Below are 21,979 nucleotides of genomic sequence, written 5' to 3'. Positions count from 1 at the left end.
GCTTCAGAATCAGGACAGCAAAAAGGCGTCGGGCCGGACATACCATCCGGCCTGACGCCTCATATTGCAATTACTTGGCGCTGACGGCCTTGTCCGGATTGGGCGGGAAGGCCGGGTCGGTCTTCTTGCCGCGAAGCAGATCAAGCGCGTAGTTGAGCTGGACGTCGTCCTTCGGATCCGGCGGAATATAGGCAACCGAACCGGAGCCTTCATCCGTCTCGCTCTGACCCTTGATGTGCCCGCGCAGGCTCGACTCACCTTCCGTGACCATCTTGCCCTTCAGATCATCCGGCAGCGGCTCCTCGACCTTGATATCAGGCGTGATGCCCGTGCCCTGAATGGAGCGGCCCGACGGCGTGTAGTAAAGCGCGGTCGTCAGTCGCAGCGCGCCGTTTTCGCCGAGCGGGATGATCGTCTGGACCGAGCCCTTGCCGAACGAACGCGTACCGAGAACAGTCGCACGACGCAGGTCCTGCAACGCGCCAGCAACAATTTCCGAGGCCGATGCCGAACCGCCGTTGATTAGCACTATCACCGGCTTGCCGTCCGTCAGGTCACCCGGACCAGCGTTGAAACGGCGGGTCTCATCCGGATTGCGGCCGCGGGTGGACACCACCTCGCCACGCTGCAGCAGCGCATCCGAAACCTGGATTGCCTGATCGAGCAGACCGCCCGGGTTCAGACGCAGGTCGAGCACATAGCCCTTCAGCTTATCGGCCGGAACCGTCTTCTTGATCTTCTCGATCGCCTTCTCGAGATCCGGGTAGGTCTTTTCGGTAAAGGAGATGACGCGCAGATAGCCGACATCATCCTCGACGCGCGACTTCACGGCCTGGACCGCGACGACATCGCGGACAATCGTCAGCTGAATCGGCTTGTCGGCACCCTTGCGGATCAGCGTCAGCTTGATCGGCGTATTGACCGGACCGCGCATCTTTTCGACGGCGTCTTCCAGCTTCAGGCCGCGAACAGACTGACCGTCGATCTCGGAGATGTAATCACCAGCAAGAACGCCGGCCTTGGCTGCAGGCGTGTCGTCGATCGGCGTGATGACCTTGACAAGCTCGTCTTCCATGGTGACCTCGATGCCGAGGCCGCCGAATTCACCCTTGGTCTGGGTCTGCATATCGGCTGCATCCTTGGCATTCATGTAGCTCGAATGCGGATCCAGCGAAGAAAGCATGCCATTGATGGCGTTTTCGATGAGTTTGTCCTCGGCCGGCGGCGTCACATACTGCGCGCGCACACGCTCAAACACGTCACCAAAAACGGAAAGCTCCTTGTAAGTGGAGGCTCCGGCTGCTTCCGCAGGCACACCCGCCGAATAGATGACGCTCATCGCGGTCGCACCCATCAATGCGCCGACCAGAACAAGAGAAGCCCTACGAATCATTGCGTGCCTTTCCAGTGTCTTTAGCGGTCCACCATGGTCGGGAATCGACCGGCTTTCCATCTTTTCGAAATTCAATGTAAAGCGTTGGACGGTTGGTTTCCAGCGCCAATGCAGTCGCGCTCGCCACTCTTTTTGCACCCATGGCGGCAAGCGGCTCGCCGGCGAAAACGAACTTGCCCTGACGTGCGCTAATCGTCTCCATTCCAGAGATGACAAGGTGGTAGCCGTCGCCGGCGTCGAGGATGATCATCTGGCCGTAGCTGCGGAATGCACCCGCATAGACAACAAGCGCGTCTGCGGGAGCGGTAACCACCGTTTCCGGATTGGTGGCAAGCGTCATTCCCATCGCCCCATGGCCGGTTCCGTCAGCATCGCCGAACTGGCGCAGGATATCGCCAGCCACAGGCAATTCCAGCTTCGCCTTCAATTCTCCGAAAGGATATGCGGGCGCAATGCGGTTTTTATCAGGCACGCCGCTCTCTGCGAGAACCCTAGCCTGGGCGCGCTGCTCGTCGGTCAGAAGCTTGCGGTTCTCCTCGGCCTGGCGGGCGGCGGCGGCGGCTTCGCGAACCGATGCGATTTCGGTTTCCATCGATGCGACCAGCCCCTCCAAGCTTGTTGCCTTGCTGGCAAGATCTTCCGAGCGTTTCTTCTCCGCATCCAGTTCCGCAGTGCTGCTGCGGCTCAGCTTCTCGTTTTCGGCAAGAAGCAAGTCCATCCGGCGCTCTTCCTCGATGCTATTCGTCATCGTTGCGGCGAAGCTGGACTTCTCCGCAGCACTTGCCGCCTGCAGTGAAGAAAGGTTGGTGAGATCAGCGGCAAGCTTGTCGGTTTCCTTGCGGATGCCGGGAACCACCGCGCCAAGCAGGATTGCGCTCCGCACCGAAGCAAGCGCATCATCTGGCGTGACGAGCAGCGCAGGTGGCGGATTGCGGCCCATGCGCTGCAAGGCCCCCAACACCTCGGCCAGCAGGCCGCGCCGTTCATGCAGCGACCGGCGAACCGCGTCTTCCTTTACCCCCAGATCGGCTAGCTTCTTCTCGCTCCCCAGTATCTGTTTCTCGAGCGACTTGCGCCGCGTCGCTGAATCGATCAGCGCCTGACGAACGCTGCTGGTACTCTTGTCGAGCTCCGCAATGCTTTTCTGAAGCTCGGCAACTTTGTCGGAGGAAAGGTCAATCGTCTTCGACAAGGCTTCGAGTTCAGCGCGCGTCTCTTCCCGCTTCCTCGCCAGATTCGCTGCCGGATCGGGCCGTTCCTGGGCAACCGTGGCAGTTGTCGCAGGAGGCGCCTCGACCGGTGTCATCTGCACAGCTTCCGACGCATCCCGCGCAAAGGCACTGACGGCAAAGGGGCGGTTCGCAACTGCCGCCAAAGACACGCTCAAGCCTGCGGCCAAAGCCGACAGAATGACGTATTTTTGCTTGAACGCACGTGTCGGCATACGAGCTTCGAAATCCTTTCAAATCGCGTGGAGATTAAGCTGATTTGGCATTCTTTGCCAGATCGATTGAGGGGCCGCGCGCACCACGACGGATACGCCTGCGTGAGAAGCAGTGCCCATCAAACTCGATGATAGGGATGGCCCGAAAGGATCGTAACAGCTCGGTACAGCTGCTCAGCGATCAGCGTGCGAACCAATTGGTGCGGCCACGTCATCTTGCCGAGGCAAAGCGTGGCGTCGGCAAGGTTGTATAACGAAGGATCGAGACCATCTGCGCCGCCGATGACGATCACCAATTCGCGTTTGCCCTGATCGCGATAGTTTCCCAGGAGAGTGGCAAACCCTTCGCTATCCAGCGCCTTGCCCCGCTCATCCAACAGAATGAGAACGCTTCCGTCCGCAAGCGACTTCTGGAGCATCGCCGCTTCGTCGCGCTTACGGGTATCGGCGTTCGACGCACGACTTTCAGCAACTTCGGCCACGCGGGAAAATTCGAGGCCGACCGCAGGACCGGCCTTGGCAAAACGATCGAAATAGCGGGCCGCAAGATCCTTCTCCGGGCCAGACTTCAGCCGCCCCACTGCAAAAAGACCAACACGCATTATCCGCTCCCGCAGTTCGGCACAGGGCGGCACACACATGCCGCCGGCCGGGTTCGATCATCCGGCCAATAAAATGCCGTCTCTCAGGTGCCGGACACAGCGTCCAGGCAGCCTGTTAGTGCACTGTTTCTTCGTCCATATCAGGCGCGGCCCACATCTTTTCGATGTTGTAGAACTCGCGTATCTCGGGACGGAAGACATGGACGATGACATCGCCGGTGTCGATCAGGATCCAATCGCCGCCTTCCTGACCTTCGACACGGGCGCTTCCAAGGCCCTCGTCTTTGAGATCAGTCAGAAGGTGGTCGGAGATCGCCATGACATGCCTGTTCGAGCGCCCGGAGACGACGACCATGAAGTCTCCCAGTGCCGATTTTCCAGCAATGTCGATGGTGACGATATCTTCAGCCTTAGAGTCCTCAAGACTTGTGAGGACGGCGTGCAGGGCGCGGGCGGCAGCATCAGCGCCACGTTCCGGGCTCTTCGGGACAACGGCAAGCGTTTTTCCCTTGGCGTGTACTGTTGTCAGTGCTTTCCCTTTCTCGGAATGACAAAACATGCACATCACTGATTTGGTGACCAAATCATAGTTAAGATAGGCACCAAACCATTAACGTTTCAAGACGCGTGCAATCACAAAGCGTGAATGTCCGTCTTGATCACAAACCATTGTTGAACGGAGGAGTGCGTATGTGGCCCGCTGTGTACAGTCCCTATCACCGCACGTAAAGTAAGTTCCGTTCCGACCGCAAAGATCCGTCCTATGAAAAGCCCCGCCGAAGACACGCTCATTCCTATCCTCCGCATCAGCTTTCCTCATGAGGACCGTCTCGGGCGCGGCAAGATGGAACTGCTCGAACATATCAGGGAAACGGGATCGATTTCCGCCGCAGGCAGAGCGATGGACATGTCCTATCGTCGTGCCTGGTTGCTTGTCAGCGATATGAACCGGATGTTCCGGGACCCCGTGGTCGAATCCCAGCGCGGTGGCCAGAAAGGCGGGGGTGCAGCGCTCACGCCGTTCGGTGATGAACTCCTTGCCCGCTTCCGAAAGATGGAGCGGATGGTGAAGTTCACCCTTGCGGAGGATCTGGCCTGGCTGGAGGCCAACCGATCGCCGCAAACCGATCGTTGATCACTGTTCGAGCGCGACGGTTTTTATGACGGCAAAGACAAACACCCCAATGCGCACGCCCAGCCGCTCTGCCGAAAAACTCGTGATCCGTGAGAGAATGATATCCCCACCGCAATCGACGAGCACATCGATCGTGGCGTCATCTGCCTGCGTCATGTCCCGAACAGTGCCTTCAAGCACGTTCAGCGCGCTCAGCGCCTCGGGCCTTCTCATTGCGAGCATCACGTCGCGAGAGGGGATCCGGACCCGAACCACCTTCCCGGGTGTGAGCGCCGCGCCCGGGACATGAAGCTGCGTTGATTTCAGCGTAATCGTCGCAATGCGATGCAGCGCATCGACGCTTTCGACCTTTCCCTCGAGGAGTGCACCCGCATCACGCCGCTCGAACGAGGCAGGCGAGTGGTTCAGCACATCCACGGCTGAGCCGACCGCCTCCACCTTGCCATCCCGCATGACCACGACCTGGTTGGCGAGGCGCGCCACCTCGGCGATCGAGTGGCTGACATAGACGATCGGAATATCCATCTCGTCGCGCAACCGCTCGAGGTAGGGCATGACTTCCGCTTTTCGGGCATCATCCAACGCAGCGAGGGGTTCGTCCATCAACAAGAGGCGGGGAGCCGAGAGCAGGGCCCGGCCAATTGCCACGCGTTGCTTCTCGCCACCAGAGAGCTTTTCCGGTCGGCGCTCCAGCAGGTTTTCTATGCCGAGCAGCGCGACAATTCGATCCAGGTTCTGCGCCGGACCGGCCGCTTTGGTAAACCACCCACCATATAGAAGATTATGACGGACACTGAGGTGCGGAAACAACCGCGCCTCCTGGAAGACATAGCCGAATCTTCGGCGATGCTTGGCGACGAAGATCCGCCGGTCGGTATCGGTCATGACGTCGCCGTCCAGGATCACTTGCCCACTGTCAGGCCGCGCCAACCCGGCAATGATACGGATCATCGATGTCTTGCCGGAGCCCGAACGACCGAAAAGAGCAGTGATCCCACGCTCAGAAGTGAAGTCGGTATCAAGGGCGAAGGTGCCAAGCCGCTGCTTTGCTTTCACGACAAGCGTCATTCCGGATCAATCCTCCGTCCCGCGATGCGCGACAACAATTCCGACGCTAGCAACGCGACCATCGAGATGGCGACCGCGACGAGCGTCAACCGCAGGGCGCCGGCGTCACCGCCCGGCACCTGCGTAAAGGAGTAGATCGCCGAAGAAATGGTCTGTGTTTCCCCAGGGATGTTGGAGACGAACGTGATGGTTGCCCCGAATTCCCCCATCGCCTTGGCGAAGGAAAGGATCATTCCGGCGATGATCCCGGGCAGTGTCAGCGGCAACGTAATCGTCATGAAAACCCAGAGCGGGCTGGCTCCCAGTGTGCCGGCTGCCTCCTCCAGTTTTCGATCGACCGCTTCGATCGAGAGCCGGATGCTACGCACCATCAGGGGAAAGGCCATGACCGCGCAGGCGAGTGCTGCACCTGTCCAGCGAAACGAAAAGACGATGCCAAAATACTGGTCGAGAAAACTGCCGATCGGTCCGCGCCGCCCAAAGAGGATCAGCAAAATGAAGCCTGTGACGACAGGCGGAAGGATCAGCGGCAGGTGAACGACACCATTCAGGATCGACTTACCCCAAAACCGTCCGCGCGCCAGCAACAGGGCGACTCCGATACCGAATGGCAAACTTGCCAGCATCGCGACCACTGACACGCGCAGACTGAGCAAGATTGCCGTCCATTCATCATTGCTCAGGCCGAGTGCGTCCAAGCCAGTCTCTCCAAAAATAGAAGGCCCGTTCGAACGGGCCCTCTCAGGCTATGCTTTCATGCGAAAAATCGCAATCATTTCAATATGGTGAAGCCCTCCTCGGTAAAGAAATGAGCGGCTTTCTCCGACTTCAGGAATTCCAGGTAGGTCGCGGCATCCGGATTCTTGCTCTCGGAGAGAATGGCGATCGGATAAATGATCGGAGGATGCGAATCCGCCGGGAAGGTGCCGACGACGGCAACGCCCGCGTCCGCGGAGGCATCGGTCTGATAGACGATGCCATAGGGAGCCTCGCCGCGCGATACCAACGCAAGCGCGGCACGAACGCTTTCAGCGCCGGCGACCTTGGCTTCAACCGAGGGCCACACGCCAAGCGCTTCAAGCGCAGCCTTGCCGTACTTACCAGCCGGAACCGACTTCACCTCACCCATGGCGAGCTTGCCATCACCGAGCAAAGTCGCAAGGTCAAAGCCCTTCGTGATCTCGACCGGTTTGGCGTCATCCTTAGCTGCGACAAGCACGATCTTGTTACCCAACAGATTGGACCGGCTGTCGGCCTTGATCAGATTCTTCTTCGCAAGATAGTCCATCCAGTCCAGGTCGGCGGAGATGAAGATGTCCGCCGGTGCGCCGCCTTCGATCTGTTTAGCAAGCGCCGAGCTCGCAGCGTACGAGGCAACAGTCTCCTTGCCGCCCTCCTTCGCCCAAGCAGCATTCGCTGCATCGAGCGCGTTCTTTAGGCTGGCCGCCGCGAAAACGGTGACCTTCTCCGCAGCTGCGGCAGGTGTTGCGGCAACGCCCAGAAAAGCGGCCGAAAAGGCGGCGGCAGCGAATTTGATCCATTGGCGGCGACTGTGCATGATACCTCCCGAGTTTCGAAATATTTGTAGAAATATAACGTCGCCAGCACCTTGGCTAGCGCTATATTTCAACAAGCATAACCCCTCGGATCACTGGTCAACTTCAGACTTCACACATTCGTGAACTGCATGTCTAAACGCCTTCGGCTCCCAAATTTGCAAAAATGACCCCATGATTTTAGGGGAAGATTCCCCAAAGGTTTGGGATCTCGACAGAAATCCCCGAAACTGCGAAATAATTGGGCAGGATGATACCGGTCGCCTCGCATAGCCATGCTTTCAATGCATTGCTGCAATGCAATGAAACCGGTTCAAAAATCCGGTTACTATGGTACAACACACTCATCGAACGGCGATCTCCTCCTCCCAAAGCCGTTGGATATGGATCGGCAGCACTCCTCCTCCCAGTTGTCGATCAAGTTTACAAAGCCCGACGGATCTCCTCCCCCGTCGGGCTTTTCATTTGTCAAACCCGGAAAAATCGAACTATTTCAGAGCGCCGTTCGTGGCGCGGATGGCAGTCGAGCTTAGGCCGGAGCGCGGACCGTGTATGAAGGTCCAGGCTGGCGCCCGCCGCTTCCAGAGCGCGCGCGAATCGTCCTCGTCGATGCGAGCGAAATCAAACGTCCTTGCCATCTTCGATGACAAAAGCGACAGGGTGGAGCCTGGGCGGTCGATAACGGCAATCGGAAATGTGTTGACGATGTCCTGCCAGTGTTGCCACTGATGGAAAGTCTTCAGGCTGTCCGCCCCCATGATCCAGATAAAATGGACATGCGGATTTCGCGCCTTGACGCGAGCCAACGTGTTTGCCGTAAAGCTCGTCGCGAAATCGTGCTCGAACGCCGTGACCTTGACTAAGGGATGGCGGGCAAGCCGCTCGCTCAGCGCGATGCGTTCGGCAAGTGGCAAGAGATGGCGCCGATCCTTGAGCGGATTGCCGGGGGTAACAATCCACCACAGTTGATCGAGGCCAAGCCGCTTGATCGCGATTTCGGCAACCAGCGCATGCCCGTCATGCGGCGGATTGAAGGAACCACCGAAAAGACCAACGACCATGCCGCGCTCCGTATGCGGCATGCGAAGATAACGTCGGTCGACTTCGTCGTTGATCACGTCAGGGCCGGGTCTGTCCGGTGCCGTGCACCCGATACTTGAAGGATGTCAACTGCTCGACGCCGACGGGGCCGCGGGCGTGCATCTTGCCGGTCGCGATGCCGATCTCGGCACCCATCCCGAACTCGCCGCCATCGGCAAACTGGGTCGATGCATTGTGCAGCAGGATCGCGGAATCGACCTCGGTGAAGAATCGTTCGACCACATCGGGATCGTCGGCAATCACAGCCTCGGTGTGGTTGGAGGAATAGGTCTGGATGTGCTGGATCGCCCCGGAAATGCCCTCCACGACGGCAACCGAAACGATGGCATCCAGATATTCCGTCGACCAATCCTCCTCGGTGGCTGCCTTCACGCCAGGCATTGCCTGAACGACGGCTGCCGAACCGCGGATCTCGCAACCGGCTCCTGTAAGGGCGTCCAGCAGCGGGCGAAGATGCGTGCTGGCCACAGCGCCGTCGACGAGAATAGTCTCCACTGCACCGCAAATACCCGTGCGCCGCATTTTTGCGTTGACGACGATCTCCTTGGCCATTCCGAGATCGGCCGAGGCATCCACATAGATATGGCAAAGCCCTTCGAGGTGAGCGAAGACGGGCACCCTCGCCTCGTTCTGAACGCGCGCAACGAGGCTCTTGCCACCACGCGGAACGATAACGTCGATCGCACCATCCAGTCCGCGCAGCATCGCGCCAACGGCAGCGCGATCGGTCACCGGCACGAGCTGAATTGCGTGCTCCGGAAGTCCGGCGGCCTTCAGACCCTGCGCGAGGCAAGCATGGATTGCCTGCGACGAACGCCGGGAGTCCGAACCGCAGCGCAAAATGACCGCATTGCCAGCTTTCAGGCACAGCGCTCCAGCATCCGCCGTCACGTTCGGGCGGCTCTCGAAAATCACCCCGATGACGCCGAGCGGCGTGCGGACGCGCTCGATCTTCAAACCATTCGGCCGTTCCCAGGCCGCGATCACCTCACCGACCGGGTCCTTGAGAGCGGCTATCGCGCGGATGCCTTCAGCCATCTCGACAATGCGCTTTTCGGTCAGAGTCAAGCGGTCAACGAAGGACTTCAGCATATCCGTTCCGGCGACATCCTTTAGATCCTTGGCGTTTTCAGCGAGGATGTGATCCTTGTGGGCGAGAATCGCATCTGCCATGGCATTCAGCGCCCTGTTCTTCGCCTCGGTGGTTGCGAAGCCCAACGGTCGCGCCGCAGCCTTGGCCTTGCGGCCGATGTCATTCATCAGCGCGTCAATGTCAGGGCTCTGCGCAACAGTATCAAGCATAGCTTGTGTCCTTCTTCTGCCTTTCCGATTTTGAACTGATCTGCGACGTCATCACCATGTCGTCGCGATGGATCATGGCCGCGCGTCCTGCGTAACCGAGGATTGCCTCGATCTCCGTCGACTTGCGGCCAGTGATCCGCCGCGCTTCCTCGGCATCGTAGCCGGCAAGACCGCGCGCGATCTCGCGGCCGTTCGGGCCGACAATCGCCACCGTATCGCCGCGGCTGAAAAGCCCGATAACCTTGCGTACGCCCGCGGGAAGCAAGCTCTTGCCCGCGCCGAGCGCAGCGACGGCGCCCTCGTCGACGTGAAGTTCGCCGGCAGGCTGCAACTGGCCCGCAATCCAGGTCTTGCGTGCCGTGACGGGAGTCCTTGAAGGGGCAAACCACGAGGAGCGCGCGCCCTTTTCGATTGCCGAGAGCGGGCTGTCCGTCTTGCCGGAGGCAATGATCATTGCGCAGCCGGCCGTCGTCGCGATCTTGCCAGCATCGATCTTGGTACGCATGCCGCCACGCGACAGCTCGGACGCAGCACCCCCAGCCATGGCCTCGATTTCAGGTGTGATCTCAGCGATCGTGGCGAGAAGCTCCGCCTGTGGATCGAGGTGCGGTGGCGCCGTATAGAGCCCATCGATGTCGGATAGCAGAATGAGCAGATCGGCGCCGGTCATCGTCGCGACACGCGCAGCCAAGCGGTCGTTGTCGCCGTAGCGAATTTCGCTGGTGGCAACCGTGTCGTTCTCGTTGATGATCGGCACGGCGCCGATTTTCAGAAGCTGATTGATAGTGGCTCGCGCGTTGAGATAACGACGGCGCTCCTCGGTGTCGCCGAGCGTCAGGAGAATTTGGCCGGCAACGATCTCCTCCCGCGAAAGGCTCTCTGACCAGGCACGCGCCAAGGCGATCTGGCCGACGGCTGCCGACGCCTGGCTTTCCTCCAGCTTCAAGGCGCCCGAAGGCAGGTCGAGGACCGACCGACCGAGCGCGATCGCTCCCGACGAAACGACGAGGATGTCAACACCCTTGGCCTTCAGCGCCGCAATATCGCGGCATATTGCGTCCAGCCATGTCTTCTTCAGACCCGTCTTGCGATCGACGAGAAGAGCCGAGCCGATCTTGATGACGACGCGGCGATAGCGCTGGAGCGACTTACGCGTCGTCATTGACCTCGCCTTCATCATCCGAGACCATGTCGCGGTGGCGAAGCTTTGGTGCCTTGGCAAGCTTTTCCGCCGCGCCGGCATTCGCCTCGACGATGATATCGCGCAGGGCACGCAACACTTCGGTCATACCCTTGCCTGTCGCCGCCGAAATCTGGAACGGCGTCTTGCCGCAGGCCTTGGCAAGTTCCTTCGTCTTCTTCTTCAGCGTCGCGTCGTCCAACACGTCGATCTGCGAAAGCGCAACGATCTCGGCTTTATCGGTCAGTTCGTTGCCATAGGCTTCGAGTTCCGTTTTGACCGTCGTATAGGCCTTGCCGACTTTTTCCTCCTGCGCAGACACGAGATGCAGCAGCACGCGTGTGCGCTCGACGTGTCCGAGGAAGCGATCGCCAATGCCCACACCCTCATGCGCGCCTTCGATCAGCCCGGGAATATCAGCGAGAATAAACTCCTGCCCGTCGATGGTAGCGACCCCGAGATTCGGGTGAAGCGTCGTGAAGGGATAGTTGGCGATCTTCGGACGCGCACGCGTTACGGCCGCTAGAAAGGTCGACTTACCGGCATTCGGCAAACCGACGAGGCCGGCATCGGCAATCAGCTTCAGATGCAGCCAGACCGTCTTTTCTTCGCCGGGAAGCCCCGGATTTGCCCAATCCGGCGCCTGGTTGACCGACGACTTGAAATGCGCGTTGCCGAAACCACCATTGCCGCCAGTCGCGATCCGGAACCGTTGTCCCTCTCTCGTAAGGTCGCAAATTAATGTTTCCTGGTCCTCTTCGAGAACCTGCGTGCCGACCGGAACCTTGAGTGTCACGTCATCGCCGTTGGCACCGGTGCGGTTTCTACCCATACCGTGCGTGCCGATCTTGGCCTTGAAGTGCTGCTGGTAGCGGAAATCGATCAGCGTGTTGAGACCGTTGACCGCCTCGACCCAGACATCGCCGCCGCGTCCGCCGTCACCGCCATCGGGGCCGCCGAACTCGATGAACTTCTCGCGCCGGAACGAGACACTGCCCGCGCCGCCGTCTCCGGACTTGATATAGACCTTTGCTTCGTCGAGAAATTTCATTTTACTTCCATTGTCCAGTGGCAGTTCATCGCCCCTCTTGCCGCTTTCGATATAGGCGGTTCAATCGGAGGTCAAAGGATTATCGTGAAGTTTGCGAGCTATAACATACAGTACGGCTTCGGTCTTGATGGCATCTACGACCTCGACCGAATCGCCGCGAGCCTTGAGGGCAGCGACATCATCGCGCTGCAGGAGGTGACCCGAGGCTTCGTTCGCAACGATTATGCCGACATGGTTGCGGACCTCGCAGCGCTTTTTCCCGACCATTTCTGGGCCTATGGACCGGCTTGTGATCTGCATGTCGAAGAGGCTTCGGACGGTTGGCCGCCGCGCGGAACCCGCTTCCAGTTCGGAAACATGTTGCTCTCGCGCTGGCCTATCCTGTCGACCCGAACGCTGCTTCTGCCGCGCAGCCGAACGATCTCCAAGATCAATCTTCAGCGTGGCGCGACCGAGGCCGTTGTCGGGACACCCGCCGGCGCGCTGCGCGTCTATTCGGTGCATCTCGATCATGTCTCCATCGACGAGCGCAGCCGGCAGCTTTCCCATCTGAATGAGCACATCAACGCCTTTGTTGCCGAGGGCGGGTCGCTCACGGGCGGCGCAGAGTTCGACATCAGCGATCCGCCGCTGCCCGAGGATTACGTCGTGATGGGTGACTTCAACATGACGCCGGAATCGCCGGAATATTGCATTTTTGCCGGCGCCAGCGATGGCTATTACGGTCGTGTCCAGCGTATCGGTACACCGATCGACACGCTCGCGGCGCTGAAGGCCTATACGCCCGGCAGTTATAGCTGGATGGATCCCAAGGATCACGGCAAACGCATGCATCTCGACTACTGTTTCGTCAGCTGCGGCCTTGCAGGCCGCCTGAAATCCGCGAAGATCGACACAAATTCGGTCGGCTCTGATCACTTCCCTGTCTGGGTCGAGATCGATGGCTAAGGCTTGAGGCGTCCCGACACATCGGGACGTCTCCTTTCATCTCAAGCGATCCTGGCCTGTTGCAGGGCACCCGGCTTCAGCATGGTCTCGACATGCGTGACCATGGTGTTGCGCGCGTAGCTGTAGATTTCGCTACAACCGGTCATGCGGAAGCCGAGCTTTTCCTGCAACCTCAACGACGCCGGATTGTCCGCGAAGACGCCGGAATGAACCGTCGTCTCCGGCATACGGCGCGAAAAGCGCTCCAGCACGGCCGAGACCGCCTCGCTCATATAGCCGCGCCGCCAGTAGAAGCGGTTCAGCCAGTAACCGAGGTGCCAAAGGCCATGGCGAAGCTCGATCGCGACGACGCCGATATGAGCGTCGTCGCCGGCCGTGATGGCAAACTGCCAGTCGGGCATGCCACCCGCCGTCACCGGAACCAGCCAGTCCAGCGCATCCTGCCTGTCGTAAGGCGCAGGAACGCGCGCGAGCATGCGGGTAACGGCGAAGTCGGACAGCGTATCCGCGATCGCATCTGCATCGCCCAGCCTGTGCGGGCGCAGCACCAGCCGGTCGGTAGCGATGACCGGCAGCGGGCCGGGCGTCATCGATTGGCTCCTGGGCCTCTGAAGACTGATCGCGTTCATAGGACGCTCCCCCAGCTTCTCAGCGACATCCAGGTCTTGCGGTCGAGCCTGTACCACTCGACCGGCACGTTGCTGCCGAGCGCCAGCGATGCCGCCAGCCCCGATCCCTGGAACTGGAAACCGCACTTCTGGATGACCCGCCGCGAAGCGACGTTCATCACCCGGCAACGGGCATCGATCTGGTCGACATCCTGCCGTGTGCGGAAGACCATATCGACCAAAGCATGGCATGCCTCTGTCATAAAGCCTTGGTTCCAATAAGGTTCTCCGAGCCAGTAACCGATCTCGACGGTCCGCCCATCGAGATGCGGTTCGACCCCGCAGCACCCCACAAATGCGCCGTTCTCCGCCTTGGTGATCGCATAGACGCACTTGCCAATCTCGCCGTTTTTCGTGCGACGCACGAAGTCGGCAGCATCATTGGCCGTGTACGGGTGCGGCATGCGCGACACCATGGTGGCGACTTTGGCGTTGTTGGCAAGATGGGCAAGGGCGTCGATGTCTTCTTCGTGGGGCGCGCGCATGACGAGCCGTTCCGATAACAAGACAGGGCAATCGGTCCTTAACCGCTCTGGCCTCAGCCGTTCCTTGGGAGACCGCTGGTCTTCCCGGGGAGACCGCGATTGGCCTTCCCTCAACAATTCGCCTTGCATGTTCAGTCCTCCTTCGTTGGACAAGAAAAAAGGGGAGATGGCGCCCCATCTCCCCTGTTTTCTAGACTGAACCTGTTACGCTCAGCCGGGTCGATGAGACGCCGGCTGTTTTAGAGCGCTACCGGCTTATTCCGCTGCTTCCGCTTTCGGCATTACAGACACGTATACGCGACCGTTGGCCTTCGTTCGGTAGTTCACATTGCCGGCGGTAAGAGCAAAGATCGTGTGATCCTTGCCGAGGCCGACGTTGGAACCCGGATGCCACTGCGTACCGCGCTGACGCACGATAATGTTGCCTGCGATGACGGTTTCGCCGCCGAACTTCTTCACGCCAAGGCGCTTGGATTCAGAATCACGACCGTTGCGCGATGAACCGCCAGCTTTTTTGTGTGCCATTGGAGTTCTCCTTTAAACCTTAAAGTCCCGTGATCTTACTTAGCAGCCACGATGTCCGTGATACGGACAACGGTGTGATGCTGGCGATGGCCGCGCGTACGCTTCGAGTTCTGACGACGGCGCTTCTTGAAGGCGATGACCTTCTTGCCGCGGTTGTGCTCGACCACTTCGGCCTTGACGGAAGCGCCCTTGACGAAGGGAGCACCAATCGCAGCGTCGGCGCCTTCGCCGATTACGAGGACTTCGGTGAATTCAATTGCATCGCCAGCGGTTGCTTCAAGCTTCTCGATGGTCAGCACGTCGTTTGCTGCCACACGGTACTGCTTACCGCCGGTCTTGATGACTGCGAACATTTTTTATCCTTTCATGTTCGTTCCGGCTCGTGCCCGCCAAACAGCAGGTGGCCGTCTTTTTATCAGTCGAGGTTAAGCAGGGATTTCAGGAGCTTCAGCCCAGAACTCTCACTGCCGGTGATCTGCCCGCGCAAGCGCGAGACAGGCAGGCGCAGACTTCTCCACACCTATTGCGGAGCCGAGATACGCGAGCCCCAAAAAACTGTCAAGGCAAAAGGATGAAAAGCTTTGAGATTTCGTCTTGCCAGCTTGTCATTCTCTCGTTATGAGAACGCCCGCGCCGAACAAGCGCCGACCAGACCGCGGAGAGGTGGCAGAGTGGTCGAATGCACCGCACTCGAAATGCGGCATACCTGCAAGGGTATCGTGGGTTCAAATCCCACCCTCTCCGCCATTGGATCCCTTGTGTTCCAAGGTTTTCCCGCAGCCTCTGGTTTTCGTCAAGCTTGGATCGTCGCCCAAATTGGCTAGGGCCACATTCTCGGCACGACCTAGTATTTGCCGCGCATCCCAATATTCAGGATCTACCGGCTGGCGATGTCTGGCCGCATGTAAGCGAATGTTCGCTAGTTTAACATGAGGCTCAGACGTGTTAAGAAAATGCGTTTTTTTTAACTCATTGAGTCGCACATGTTAAAGCCGACCTACTCCTTGCCAGATCTTTCTAAACTCTCCGACTTGGAGACCATTGAGGTATTGAAAGCACTCGCCTCCGCGAACAGATCGCTCGCTGAGCTGAAAGGGCGAGCGGCTGCGATACCGAACCAAGGTATCCTGATCGATACCCTGGCACTACAAGAAGCGAAGGCCAGCTCAGAAATCGAAAATATCGTCACGACGCAGGATGAACTCTTTCAAGCGGAGCTATTTCCGGAAGGTCCAGAGTCTCCAGCAGCAAAAGAGGTCTCCCTATATCGCGATGCGCTTAAGTATGGCTTCGATAAACTCACCCAGTTTGAGGGTCTGCTGCCCAATTCAACTATCGTCGGCATGTTCCGTCTCCTCAAGCAGCGGGACGATGGTTTCAGGCAAACTCCAGGCACTGCGCTGAGGAACGATCGGACTGGCGAGATTGTCTATATCCCGCCACAAGATCAGCGAGAGATTGCTTTCGCTATGGATGCCTTAGAGCGGTTCATCAATGACGATCGGTTGTCACCGCTTGACCCGCTCATCAAGATGGCGCTGGTGCATCATCAGTTTGAGAGCATACATCCGTTTCCGGATGGAAACGGCCGCATAGGGCGTATTTTGAATGTGCTCTATCTGACACGCGCCAATCTGCTCGAAACCCCTATTCTCTATCTTAGCCGGGCAATCAATAACTCGAAGGGCGAGTATTATCGGCTGCTTCAACATGTGCGCGACACCGCCGAGTGGGAAGGTTGGCTGGTTTACATGCTCAAAGCTGTTGATGAGACAGCAAAGACAACTCTCGATCTCATCGAAAACATTCGCGAGCAGATATCGACAACCAAGCGAAGACTCCGGGAAGAGTTCCCGAAGCTATATTCGCAGGATCTTTTGAATAACCTATTCAGGCATCCTTACACGCGGATCGACTATGTGCAGCAAGAGTTAAATGTCACTCGACAGACTGCTGCTCGCTACCTTGATACGTTGGCGGACGCAGGTTTTGTTAGCAAACATCAAAGCGGCAGAAACAATTACTATATCAACGATCGGCTGGTCGCCCTGTTTTTGAAAGTCTCCGAGTAATAGAATACACTCGAGACAGCGGCTTCGGTGAGACATTGATGCCGTTTTGGCGGGCGGCATCGTGGGTTCAAATCCCACCCTCTCCGCCATTGGATCCCATTCGCGACTTTCAATTTGACGCCAAGTTGCTCCGCTGCAGTCGAAGCTGCCCGCTATGAATTCCGCCGGCGCTTTTCGAAGAAAGCGGCAATACCGGCCTGTGCCTCGTCCGTCTCCCAGCTGTCTGCGAGTTGAGAAATCACGCTGTCGATGATCTCGTCCGTGATGGGCGCGGCGAGAGAACGTGCGAGAGCCTTGGCGCGCGCTGCAGCCTGCGGCGAGGCCGCGATGAATTCGTCCGTCTCCTTGTCGACGGCGCGATCGAGATAGGCGGGCGCGACAACGGAAGCAACAAGACCGATCGACTTGGCATAGGCAGCATCAAACGTTCGGCCGGAGACGAAAAGAGAACGCGCAGCAGAGGCGCCGATCCGCGCTACGACATAAGGGCTGATCGTTGCCGGTATCAGGCCGAGCCGGACTTCCGTCAGGCCGAAACGCGCGGCCTCCGAGGCAATTACGGTGTCACAGACGCTAATCAACCCGATACCGCCGCCGAAGGCGCTTCCGTGGACGCAACCGATGAGCGGCTTCGGCATTTCGTTCAACGCCTTGAACATCATCGCCAGCCGTCGCGCCTCGGCGATTCTCTTCGCCCGGCTCGCCTTGAACTGGGCTCTCATCCACTCCAGGTCGCCGCCGGCACAGAAGCTCTTCCCTGCGCCGGCAAGCACGATGGCGCGTACCCTCTTATCCGACCCAAGCACGCTTGCGGCTTCGGTCAACTCGTCGATCATCTCCGCCGACATGGCATTGTGCTTGTCGTCACGGGCAAGCGTAAGCCGCGCAACACCGCGCTCGTCGATCGAGATCATCAGCGTTTCCGGCATTATCCTGCGCTCCTCAGGCTCTGTGCAAAATGGGCAGCCTGTTCCAGCTTCTCTACCGAGAGTCCGGTCCGGTAGCCCTTGCGGGCAAGGAACTGCGCGACAGCCAAGGTATCAACGTTCCCCTTCGCGCCGGGGGCATAGGGACAGCCGCCCAATCCGCCCACCGACGCATCGAAAACCCGCAGCCCGTGCTTCAACGAAACCTCGATATTATCGAGAGCCCAGCCGTCGGTGTCATGGAAATGACCAGCAAGCATTGTCGCCGGTGCATAGGAAAGGACCGTCACCAGCATCTGATCGACCTCCTCCGGACGTCCTCGGCCGATCGTATCGCCGAGGCTGATCTCGTAGCAGCCCAATGCATGCAGGCTCTCGACGACCAGCGCCGCCGCATCCGGCGAGACGGCCCCCTCATACGGGCATTCGACCACGCAGCTGACATAGCCGCGCATGGGGACACCGCGCGCATGGCTTGCGTCTGCAACCGGCTTGAAACGTTCGATGCTCTCGGCGATGGAGCAGTTGATATTCTGCTGCGAGAAGCTCTCCGAGGCGGAAGCGAAGATCGCGACTTCGTCCGCGCCCGCCGCCATCGCGGCCTCGAACCCTTTCATATTCGGTGTCAGAACGGCATAGCGGACCCCCGGCCTTCGCTTGATACCTGCCATCACCTCGGCGGCGTCGGCAAGCTGCGGCACCCACTTCGGGCTGACAAAGCTTGTCGCCTCGATCCGCTCGAAACCACATTCGGAGATCATGTCGATCAGAGCGATCTTCGTCGCCGTCGGGATCAGATCCTTCTCGTTCTGAAGGCCATCACGCGGAGCCATCTCAACGATCGAGACATCCCGCGGCAGCAGTGACGATTCTCCGGGCTGCACAATCACGTCTCCTCTACCCGGAGCGTCAGAAGCACCGCGCCTTCATCAACCTGCTGTCCTTCACTCACCTCAACGGCTTCCACCGTCCCATCGCGGGCCGCAACGAGCGTCAGTTCCATCTTCATCGCTTCCATGACGACAAGCGCATCGCCCTTGGAGACTTCCGCCCCCGAACTCGTGCGCACGATCTTCACAAAGCCCGGCATCGGCGCGATCAACCTGTTGCCGTCAGCCACATCAGCCGCACTGAAATCGAGCGGGTTGCCAAGGTGGAACACATGCGTTCTGTGGTCCACGCTGACCACCATGTGATGCGCCGCCACGCTCGCCTTGACCTGCACCTGTCGGCCATCGACCTCCGCCCTGCAGCCATCATCCTGCCGGCTGACGATCTTCACTGGAATGACTCGTCGGCCATCATGCACGGCAAAGAAATCGAAGCCCTTGGCGGCAACTCGCAGCGTTGAATGCCCACCTTCGTAGGTTAGCACGACGATACGCTGCATTTCGCTCCAGAGCTGCCAGTGCCCCAGCGTCAGCCATGGATCGCCATCCGACGATTGCGTAAGCGCGCCCAGCGACAGGACGGCGGCAAGCGCAACGACGGTGTCGACTGGCGGCTCGATGGCGGTCAGCGATTGCAGATTGCGATCGATCAGCCCGGTATCCGGGTGCCCAGCGGAAAATTCTTCCTGTGCGCTCAGCCTGGCGAGAAAATCGAGATTGGTGGTGACGCCGATGATATGCGAGCTTTGCAAGGCCCTGGTCAGTCGCAACAGCGCGACACTGCGACTGGGCCCGTGCACGACCATCTTCGCGATCAGAGGATCGTAGTGGGCGGAGACCGTGTCGCCGGGACGGATCCCGGCATCGATCCGCGCCGTAACGTCAGGAAAGTCTAGATGCCTGATCGTACCCGTTGCGGGCAGGAAACCTTTGGCCGCATCCTCGGCATAAATTCGCGCCTCGAAGGCCCAGCCGTAGATTTCGAGCTCCGACTGCTTCTTCGGCAGGGGCTCGCCGGCGGCTACGCGCAATTGCCACTCGACCAGATCAACCCCAGTGATTGCCTCAGTGACGGCATGCTCGACCTGAAGGCGGGTATTCATCTCCATGAAATAGAAGCGATCCGGCCAGAGGCCGTTTGACACATCCGCAATGAACTCCACGGTGCCGGCACCGCGATAGGAGATGGCACGCGCCGCGCGCACGGCCGCCTCGCCCATCGCACGGCGCATTTCCGGCGTCATGCCCGGAGCCGGCGCCTCCTCGATCACCTTCTGATGGCGGCGCTGGAGCGAGCAATCGCGCTCGAAAAGATGAACAACGTTGCCATGCCGATCCCCGAAGATCTGAACTTCGATGTGGCGTGGCCGAACGAGATACCGCTCGATCAACACGGCGTCGTCGCCAAAGGCAGCCTTCGCCTCACGCCGCGCGGCGGCGAGCGCCTCGGGAAATTCCTCTTCGCTGTCGACACGGCGCATGCCCTTGCCGCCGCCGCCAGCGCGGGCCTTGATCAGGACGGGGTAGCCGATCAAGGTCGCCTGATCGGCCAGAAACCCGTCATTCTGTTCCTCGCCGTGATAACCCGGGACAACGGGCACTCCCGACTGGTCCATCAACGCCTTTGCCGCATCCTTTAATCCCATGGCGCGAATGGAAGATGGCTGCGGCCCAATAAAGACGATGCCTGCCGCCTCGACGGCTGCTGCAAAATCGGCATTCTCGGATAGAAACCCGTAACCGGGATGAATGGCTTCGGCGCCAGTCCTTTCCGCCGCGGCCAGAATCCGCTCGATAGAGAGATAGCTTTCCTGCGCGCTGGCAGGCCCCAGACGGACAGCCTCATCAGCCATTTCTGCATGTAGCGCGCCGACATCGGCATCCGAATAGACTGCCACAGTGGCAATCCCCATGCGCCTGGCAGTTCGGATCACCCGGCAAGCAATCTCGCCACGGTTTGCGATGAGAATTTTCTGGAACATCGCTACCTCACATCCGGAACAGGCCGAAGCGCGTGTCTTCAATCGGTGCATTCAGCGCCGCAGACAGCGAGAGACCGAGCACATCTCGGCTCTTGGCCGGATCGATCACCCCGTCATCCCAAAGGCGCGCCGACGCATAGAGCGGATGGCTCTGTCGTTCGAAGAGATCGAGCACCGGCTGCTTGAAACTAGCCTCCTCCTCCGGCGTCCAAGGGGTGCCGCCACGGGAAAGCGCCTCTCCCCGGACGGTCGCAAGGACACCGGCCGCCTGCTCTCCGCCCATGACCGAGATGCGGCTGTTCGGCCATGTCCAGAGAAAGCGCGGCGAGAAGGCGCGACCCGCCATGCCGTAGTTACCGGCACCGAAGGAACCTCCAACCAGCATCGTCACTTTCGGCACAGCAGTCGTTGCGACCGCGGTCACGAGCTTGGCACCATTCTTGGCGATGCCTTCTGTCTCGTATTTGCGGCCGACCATGAAGCCTGTGATGTTCTGGAGGAAGACGAGCGGTATCCGGCGTTGCGAGCAAAGCTCGACGAAATGAGCACCCTTCAGCGCCGACTCGGAAAACAGCACGCCGTTGTTCGCAACCACGCCCACGGGGATGCCATGGATGTGAGAAAAGCCGCAAATCAACGTCGTTCCATAGCGTGCTTTGAACTCGTCAAAACGGGAACCATCGACGAGACGCGCAATCACCTCGCGCACATCGTAAGGGACGCGCAGGTCGGCAGGGACAATACCGGCGATTTCCGCCGGATCGAAGAGCGGCGCTTCGACCGGCTGACGCTCGACGCCACCCGAGTTGGACCGATTGAGGTTGGCGACAGCGCGTCGAGCCAATGCCAGCGCTTGTGCATCGTCACGAGCGAGATGGTCTGCAACGCCGGAGAGCCTTGTATGCACGTCGCCGCCGCCGAGGTCCTCTGCCGAGACGACTTCGCCGGTCGCAGCCTTCACCAGCGGAGGGCCGGCAAGGAAGATGGTGCCTTGCCCCTCAACGATGATCGCCTCATCGGACATGGCCGGCACATAGGCACCGCCCGCCGTGCACGAGCCCATGACCACCGCAATCTGCGGAATGCCCGCCGCAGACATGTTCGCCTGATTGTAGAAAATCCGACCGAAATGATCTCGATCCGGAAACACCTCGTCCTGGTTCGGCAGATTCGCACCGCCCGAATCCACGAGGTAGATGCAGGGCAGATTGTTCTGTACGGCGATCTCCTGCGCGCGCAGATGCTTCTTCACCGTCATCGGATAGTAAGTGCCGCCTTTCACCGTCGCATCGTTGCAGACAATCATGCAATCGCGGCCCGAAACGCGACCGATGCCGGTTATCAGGCCAGCGCCGGGCGCCTCGTTGCCATACATGCCGTGAGCCGCGGTCAATCCAATCTCGAGAAACGGTGTCGCCGGATCGAGCAGTCCGGCGATCCGATCCCGCGGCAGCATCTTGCCGCGAGCGACGTGACGCTCACGGGCTGCAGCTCCGCCGCCGTTTGCGGCACTCAAAGCCGCTTCTTCGATGACACGGATCGCTTCGGTCATCGCCGCGCGATTCGTCCTGAAGCTCTCCGAATTCGGCGAAATCTGCGACTTCAAAATCGTCATTCGTCACCAGGATAGGTTATCGGATAAATTCTCTTG

22 protein-coding genes and 1 tRNA gene are annotated in these 21,979 nt (G+C 59.5%); 4 read left to right on the top strand and 19 right to left on the bottom strand.

Annotated elements, in window-relative coordinates:
- Positions 1–70: 70 nt before the first annotated feature.
- From FHT71_RS12405 to rsfS, 4 genes are all read right to left on the bottom strand, one after another.
- A complete protein-coding gene (locus FHT71_RS12405; protein ID WP_007791027.1) occupies positions 71–1,393 on the bottom strand; it encodes a S41 family peptidase in 1,323 nt (440 codons plus the stop codon).
- Positions 1,383–2,837, bottom strand: coding sequence for a murein hydrolase activator EnvC (locus FHT71_RS12400; protein WP_183719778.1), 1,455 nt, complete (start codon positions 2,835–2,837; stop codon positions 1,383–1,385). Before FHT71_RS12400 ends, FHT71_RS12405 begins: the two co-directional genes overlap by 11 nt.
- 119 nt (positions 2,838–2,956) lie before the next feature.
- Positions 2,957–3,439, bottom strand: coding sequence for a 23S rRNA (pseudouridine(1915)-N(3))-methyltransferase RlmH (gene rlmH / locus FHT71_RS12395; protein ID WP_007791021.1), 483 nt, complete (start codon positions 3,437–3,439; stop codon positions 2,957–2,959).
- Positions 3,440–3,554: 115 nt separating this feature from the next.
- A complete protein-coding gene (rsfS, locus tag FHT71_RS12390) occupies positions 3,555–3,998 on the bottom strand; it encodes a ribosome silencing factor (RefSeq protein ID WP_007791018.1) in 444 nt (147 codons plus the stop codon).
- A 204-nt stretch (positions 3,999–4,202) separates the two neighbouring features.
- Between rsfS and FHT71_RS12385 the strand changes: the two genes are divergently transcribed.
- The gene (locus FHT71_RS12385) at positions 4,203–4,574 is read left to right on the top strand and encodes a winged helix-turn-helix domain-containing protein (RefSeq protein WP_007791015.1); all 372 of its coding nucleotides are present in this window, start codon (positions 4,203–4,205) and stop codon (positions 4,572–4,574) included.
- On the opposite strand, the gene modC is transcribed toward FHT71_RS12385, so the two are convergent.
- The 7 genes from modC to obgE form a co-directional block, all read right to left on the bottom strand.
- The gene (modC, locus tag FHT71_RS12380; protein ID WP_132588685.1) at positions 4,575–5,642 is read right to left on the bottom strand and encodes a molybdenum ABC transporter ATP-binding protein; all 1,068 of its coding nucleotides are present in this window, start codon (positions 5,640–5,642) and stop codon (positions 4,575–4,577) included. It lies immediately after the preceding gene.
- Positions 5,639–6,340, bottom strand: a complete 702-nt coding sequence (gene modB / locus FHT71_RS12375) for a molybdate ABC transporter permease subunit (protein WP_007791010.1) — start codon at positions 6,338–6,340, stop codon at positions 5,639–5,641. The genes modC and modB overlap by 4 nt, the downstream gene beginning before the upstream one ends.
- 74 nt (positions 6,341–6,414) lie before the next feature.
- Complete coding sequence (gene modA / locus FHT71_RS12370) at positions 6,415–7,200, bottom strand: molybdate ABC transporter substrate-binding protein (RefSeq protein ID WP_007791006.1); 786 nt, start codon at positions 7,198–7,200, stop codon at positions 6,415–6,417.
- A 486-nt stretch (positions 7,201–7,686) separates the two neighbouring features.
- The gene (locus FHT71_RS12365; protein ID WP_210294156.1) at positions 7,687–8,280 is read right to left on the bottom strand and encodes a nicotinate-nucleotide adenylyltransferase; all 594 of its coding nucleotides are present in this window, start codon (positions 8,278–8,280) and stop codon (positions 7,687–7,689) included.
- Positions 8,281–8,317: 37 nt separating this feature from the next.
- On the bottom strand, positions 8,318–9,601 hold the full coding sequence (locus tag FHT71_RS12360) for a glutamate-5-semialdehyde dehydrogenase (protein WP_132588688.1): 1,284 nt from the start codon (positions 9,599–9,601) through the stop codon (positions 8,318–8,320).
- Positions 9,594–10,763 carry a glutamate 5-kinase gene (gene proB, locus FHT71_RS12355; RefSeq protein ID WP_132588689.1) on the bottom strand — a complete coding sequence of 390 codons (1,170 nt, stop codon included), beginning with the start codon at positions 10,761–10,763 and terminating at the stop codon, positions 9,594–9,596. Before proB ends, FHT71_RS12360 begins: the two co-directional genes overlap by 8 nt.
- Positions 10,750–11,832 (bottom strand): GTPase ObgE, encoded by a 1,083-nt coding sequence (obgE, locus tag FHT71_RS12350; RefSeq protein WP_007790993.1) that lies wholly within the window; start codon positions 11,830–11,832, stop codon positions 10,750–10,752. The genes proB and obgE overlap by 14 nt, the downstream gene beginning before the upstream one ends.
- An 84-nt stretch (positions 11,833–11,916) precedes the next feature.
- Between obgE and FHT71_RS12345 the strand changes: the two genes are divergently transcribed.
- A complete protein-coding gene (locus tag FHT71_RS12345; RefSeq protein ID WP_183719775.1) occupies positions 11,917–12,780 on the top strand; it encodes an endonuclease/exonuclease/phosphatase family protein in 864 nt (287 codons plus the stop codon).
- Positions 12,781–12,821: 41 nt separating this feature from the next.
- On the opposite strand, the gene FHT71_RS12340 is transcribed toward FHT71_RS12345, so the two are convergent.
- The 4 genes from FHT71_RS12340 to rplU form a co-directional block, all read right to left on the bottom strand.
- The gene (locus FHT71_RS12340) at positions 12,822–13,409 is read right to left on the bottom strand and encodes a GNAT family N-acetyltransferase (protein ID WP_037082294.1); all 588 of its coding nucleotides are present in this window, start codon (positions 13,407–13,409) and stop codon (positions 12,822–12,824) included.
- Positions 13,406–14,062: a GNAT family protein gene (locus FHT71_RS12335; RefSeq protein WP_007790983.1), complete on the bottom strand. Its 657-nt coding sequence runs from the start codon at positions 14,060–14,062 to the stop codon at positions 13,406–13,408. Before FHT71_RS12335 ends, FHT71_RS12340 begins: the two co-directional genes overlap by 4 nt.
- 126 nt (positions 14,063–14,188) lie before the next feature.
- Complete coding sequence (rpmA, locus tag FHT71_RS12330) at positions 14,189–14,458, bottom strand: 50S ribosomal protein L27 (protein ID WP_007790980.1); 270 nt, start codon at positions 14,456–14,458, stop codon at positions 14,189–14,191.
- 35 nt (positions 14,459–14,493) lie between these two features.
- Complete coding sequence (gene rplU, locus FHT71_RS12325; protein WP_007790977.1) at positions 14,494–14,811, bottom strand: 50S ribosomal protein L21; 318 nt, start codon at positions 14,809–14,811, stop codon at positions 14,494–14,496.
- 304 nt (positions 14,812–15,115) lie between these two features.
- Between rplU and FHT71_RS12320 the strand changes: the two genes are divergently transcribed.
- Positions 15,116–15,205, top strand: a tRNA-Ser gene (locus FHT71_RS12320).
- 236 nt (positions 15,206–15,441) lie between these two features.
- A complete protein-coding gene (locus FHT71_RS12315) occupies positions 15,442–16,530 on the top strand; it encodes a Fic family protein (RefSeq protein ID WP_183719773.1) in 1,089 nt (362 codons plus the stop codon).
- A gap of 152 nt (positions 16,531–16,682) precedes the next feature.
- On the opposite strand, the gene FHT71_RS12310 is transcribed toward FHT71_RS12315, so the two are convergent.
- Genes FHT71_RS12310 through FHT71_RS12295 form a run of 4 tightly spaced genes read right to left on the bottom strand, consistent with a single transcriptional unit; the run spans position 16,683 to position 21,943 of the window.
- A complete protein-coding gene (locus FHT71_RS12310; protein WP_132588692.1) occupies positions 16,683–17,459 on the bottom strand; it encodes a crotonase/enoyl-CoA hydratase family protein in 777 nt (258 codons plus the stop codon).
- Positions 17,459–18,346 (bottom strand): hydroxymethylglutaryl-CoA lyase, encoded by an 888-nt coding sequence (locus FHT71_RS12305; RefSeq protein WP_132588693.1) that lies wholly within the window; start codon positions 18,344–18,346, stop codon positions 17,459–17,461. Before FHT71_RS12305 ends, FHT71_RS12310 begins: the two co-directional genes overlap by 1 nt.
- Positions 18,343–20,328: an acetyl/propionyl/methylcrotonyl-CoA carboxylase subunit alpha gene (locus tag FHT71_RS12300; protein WP_132588694.1), complete on the bottom strand. Its 1,986-nt coding sequence runs from the start codon at positions 20,326–20,328 to the stop codon at positions 18,343–18,345. The genes FHT71_RS12305 and FHT71_RS12300 overlap by 4 nt, the downstream gene beginning before the upstream one ends.
- A 7-nt stretch (positions 20,329–20,335) precedes the next feature.
- Positions 20,336–21,943 carry a carboxyl transferase domain-containing protein gene (locus FHT71_RS12295; protein WP_007790962.1) on the bottom strand — a complete coding sequence of 536 codons (1,608 nt, stop codon included), beginning with the start codon at positions 21,941–21,943 and terminating at the stop codon, positions 20,336–20,338.
- Positions 21,944–21,979: the final 36 nt, after the last annotated feature.

The organism is Rhizobium sp. BK060, assembly GCF_014193145.1.
GTDB lineage: Bacteria > Pseudomonadota > Alphaproteobacteria > Rhizobiales > Rhizobiaceae > Rhizobium.
The sequence above is the reverse complement of the archived record's forward strand: the minus strand, read 5'-3'. Positions and strand labels throughout refer to the sequence as shown.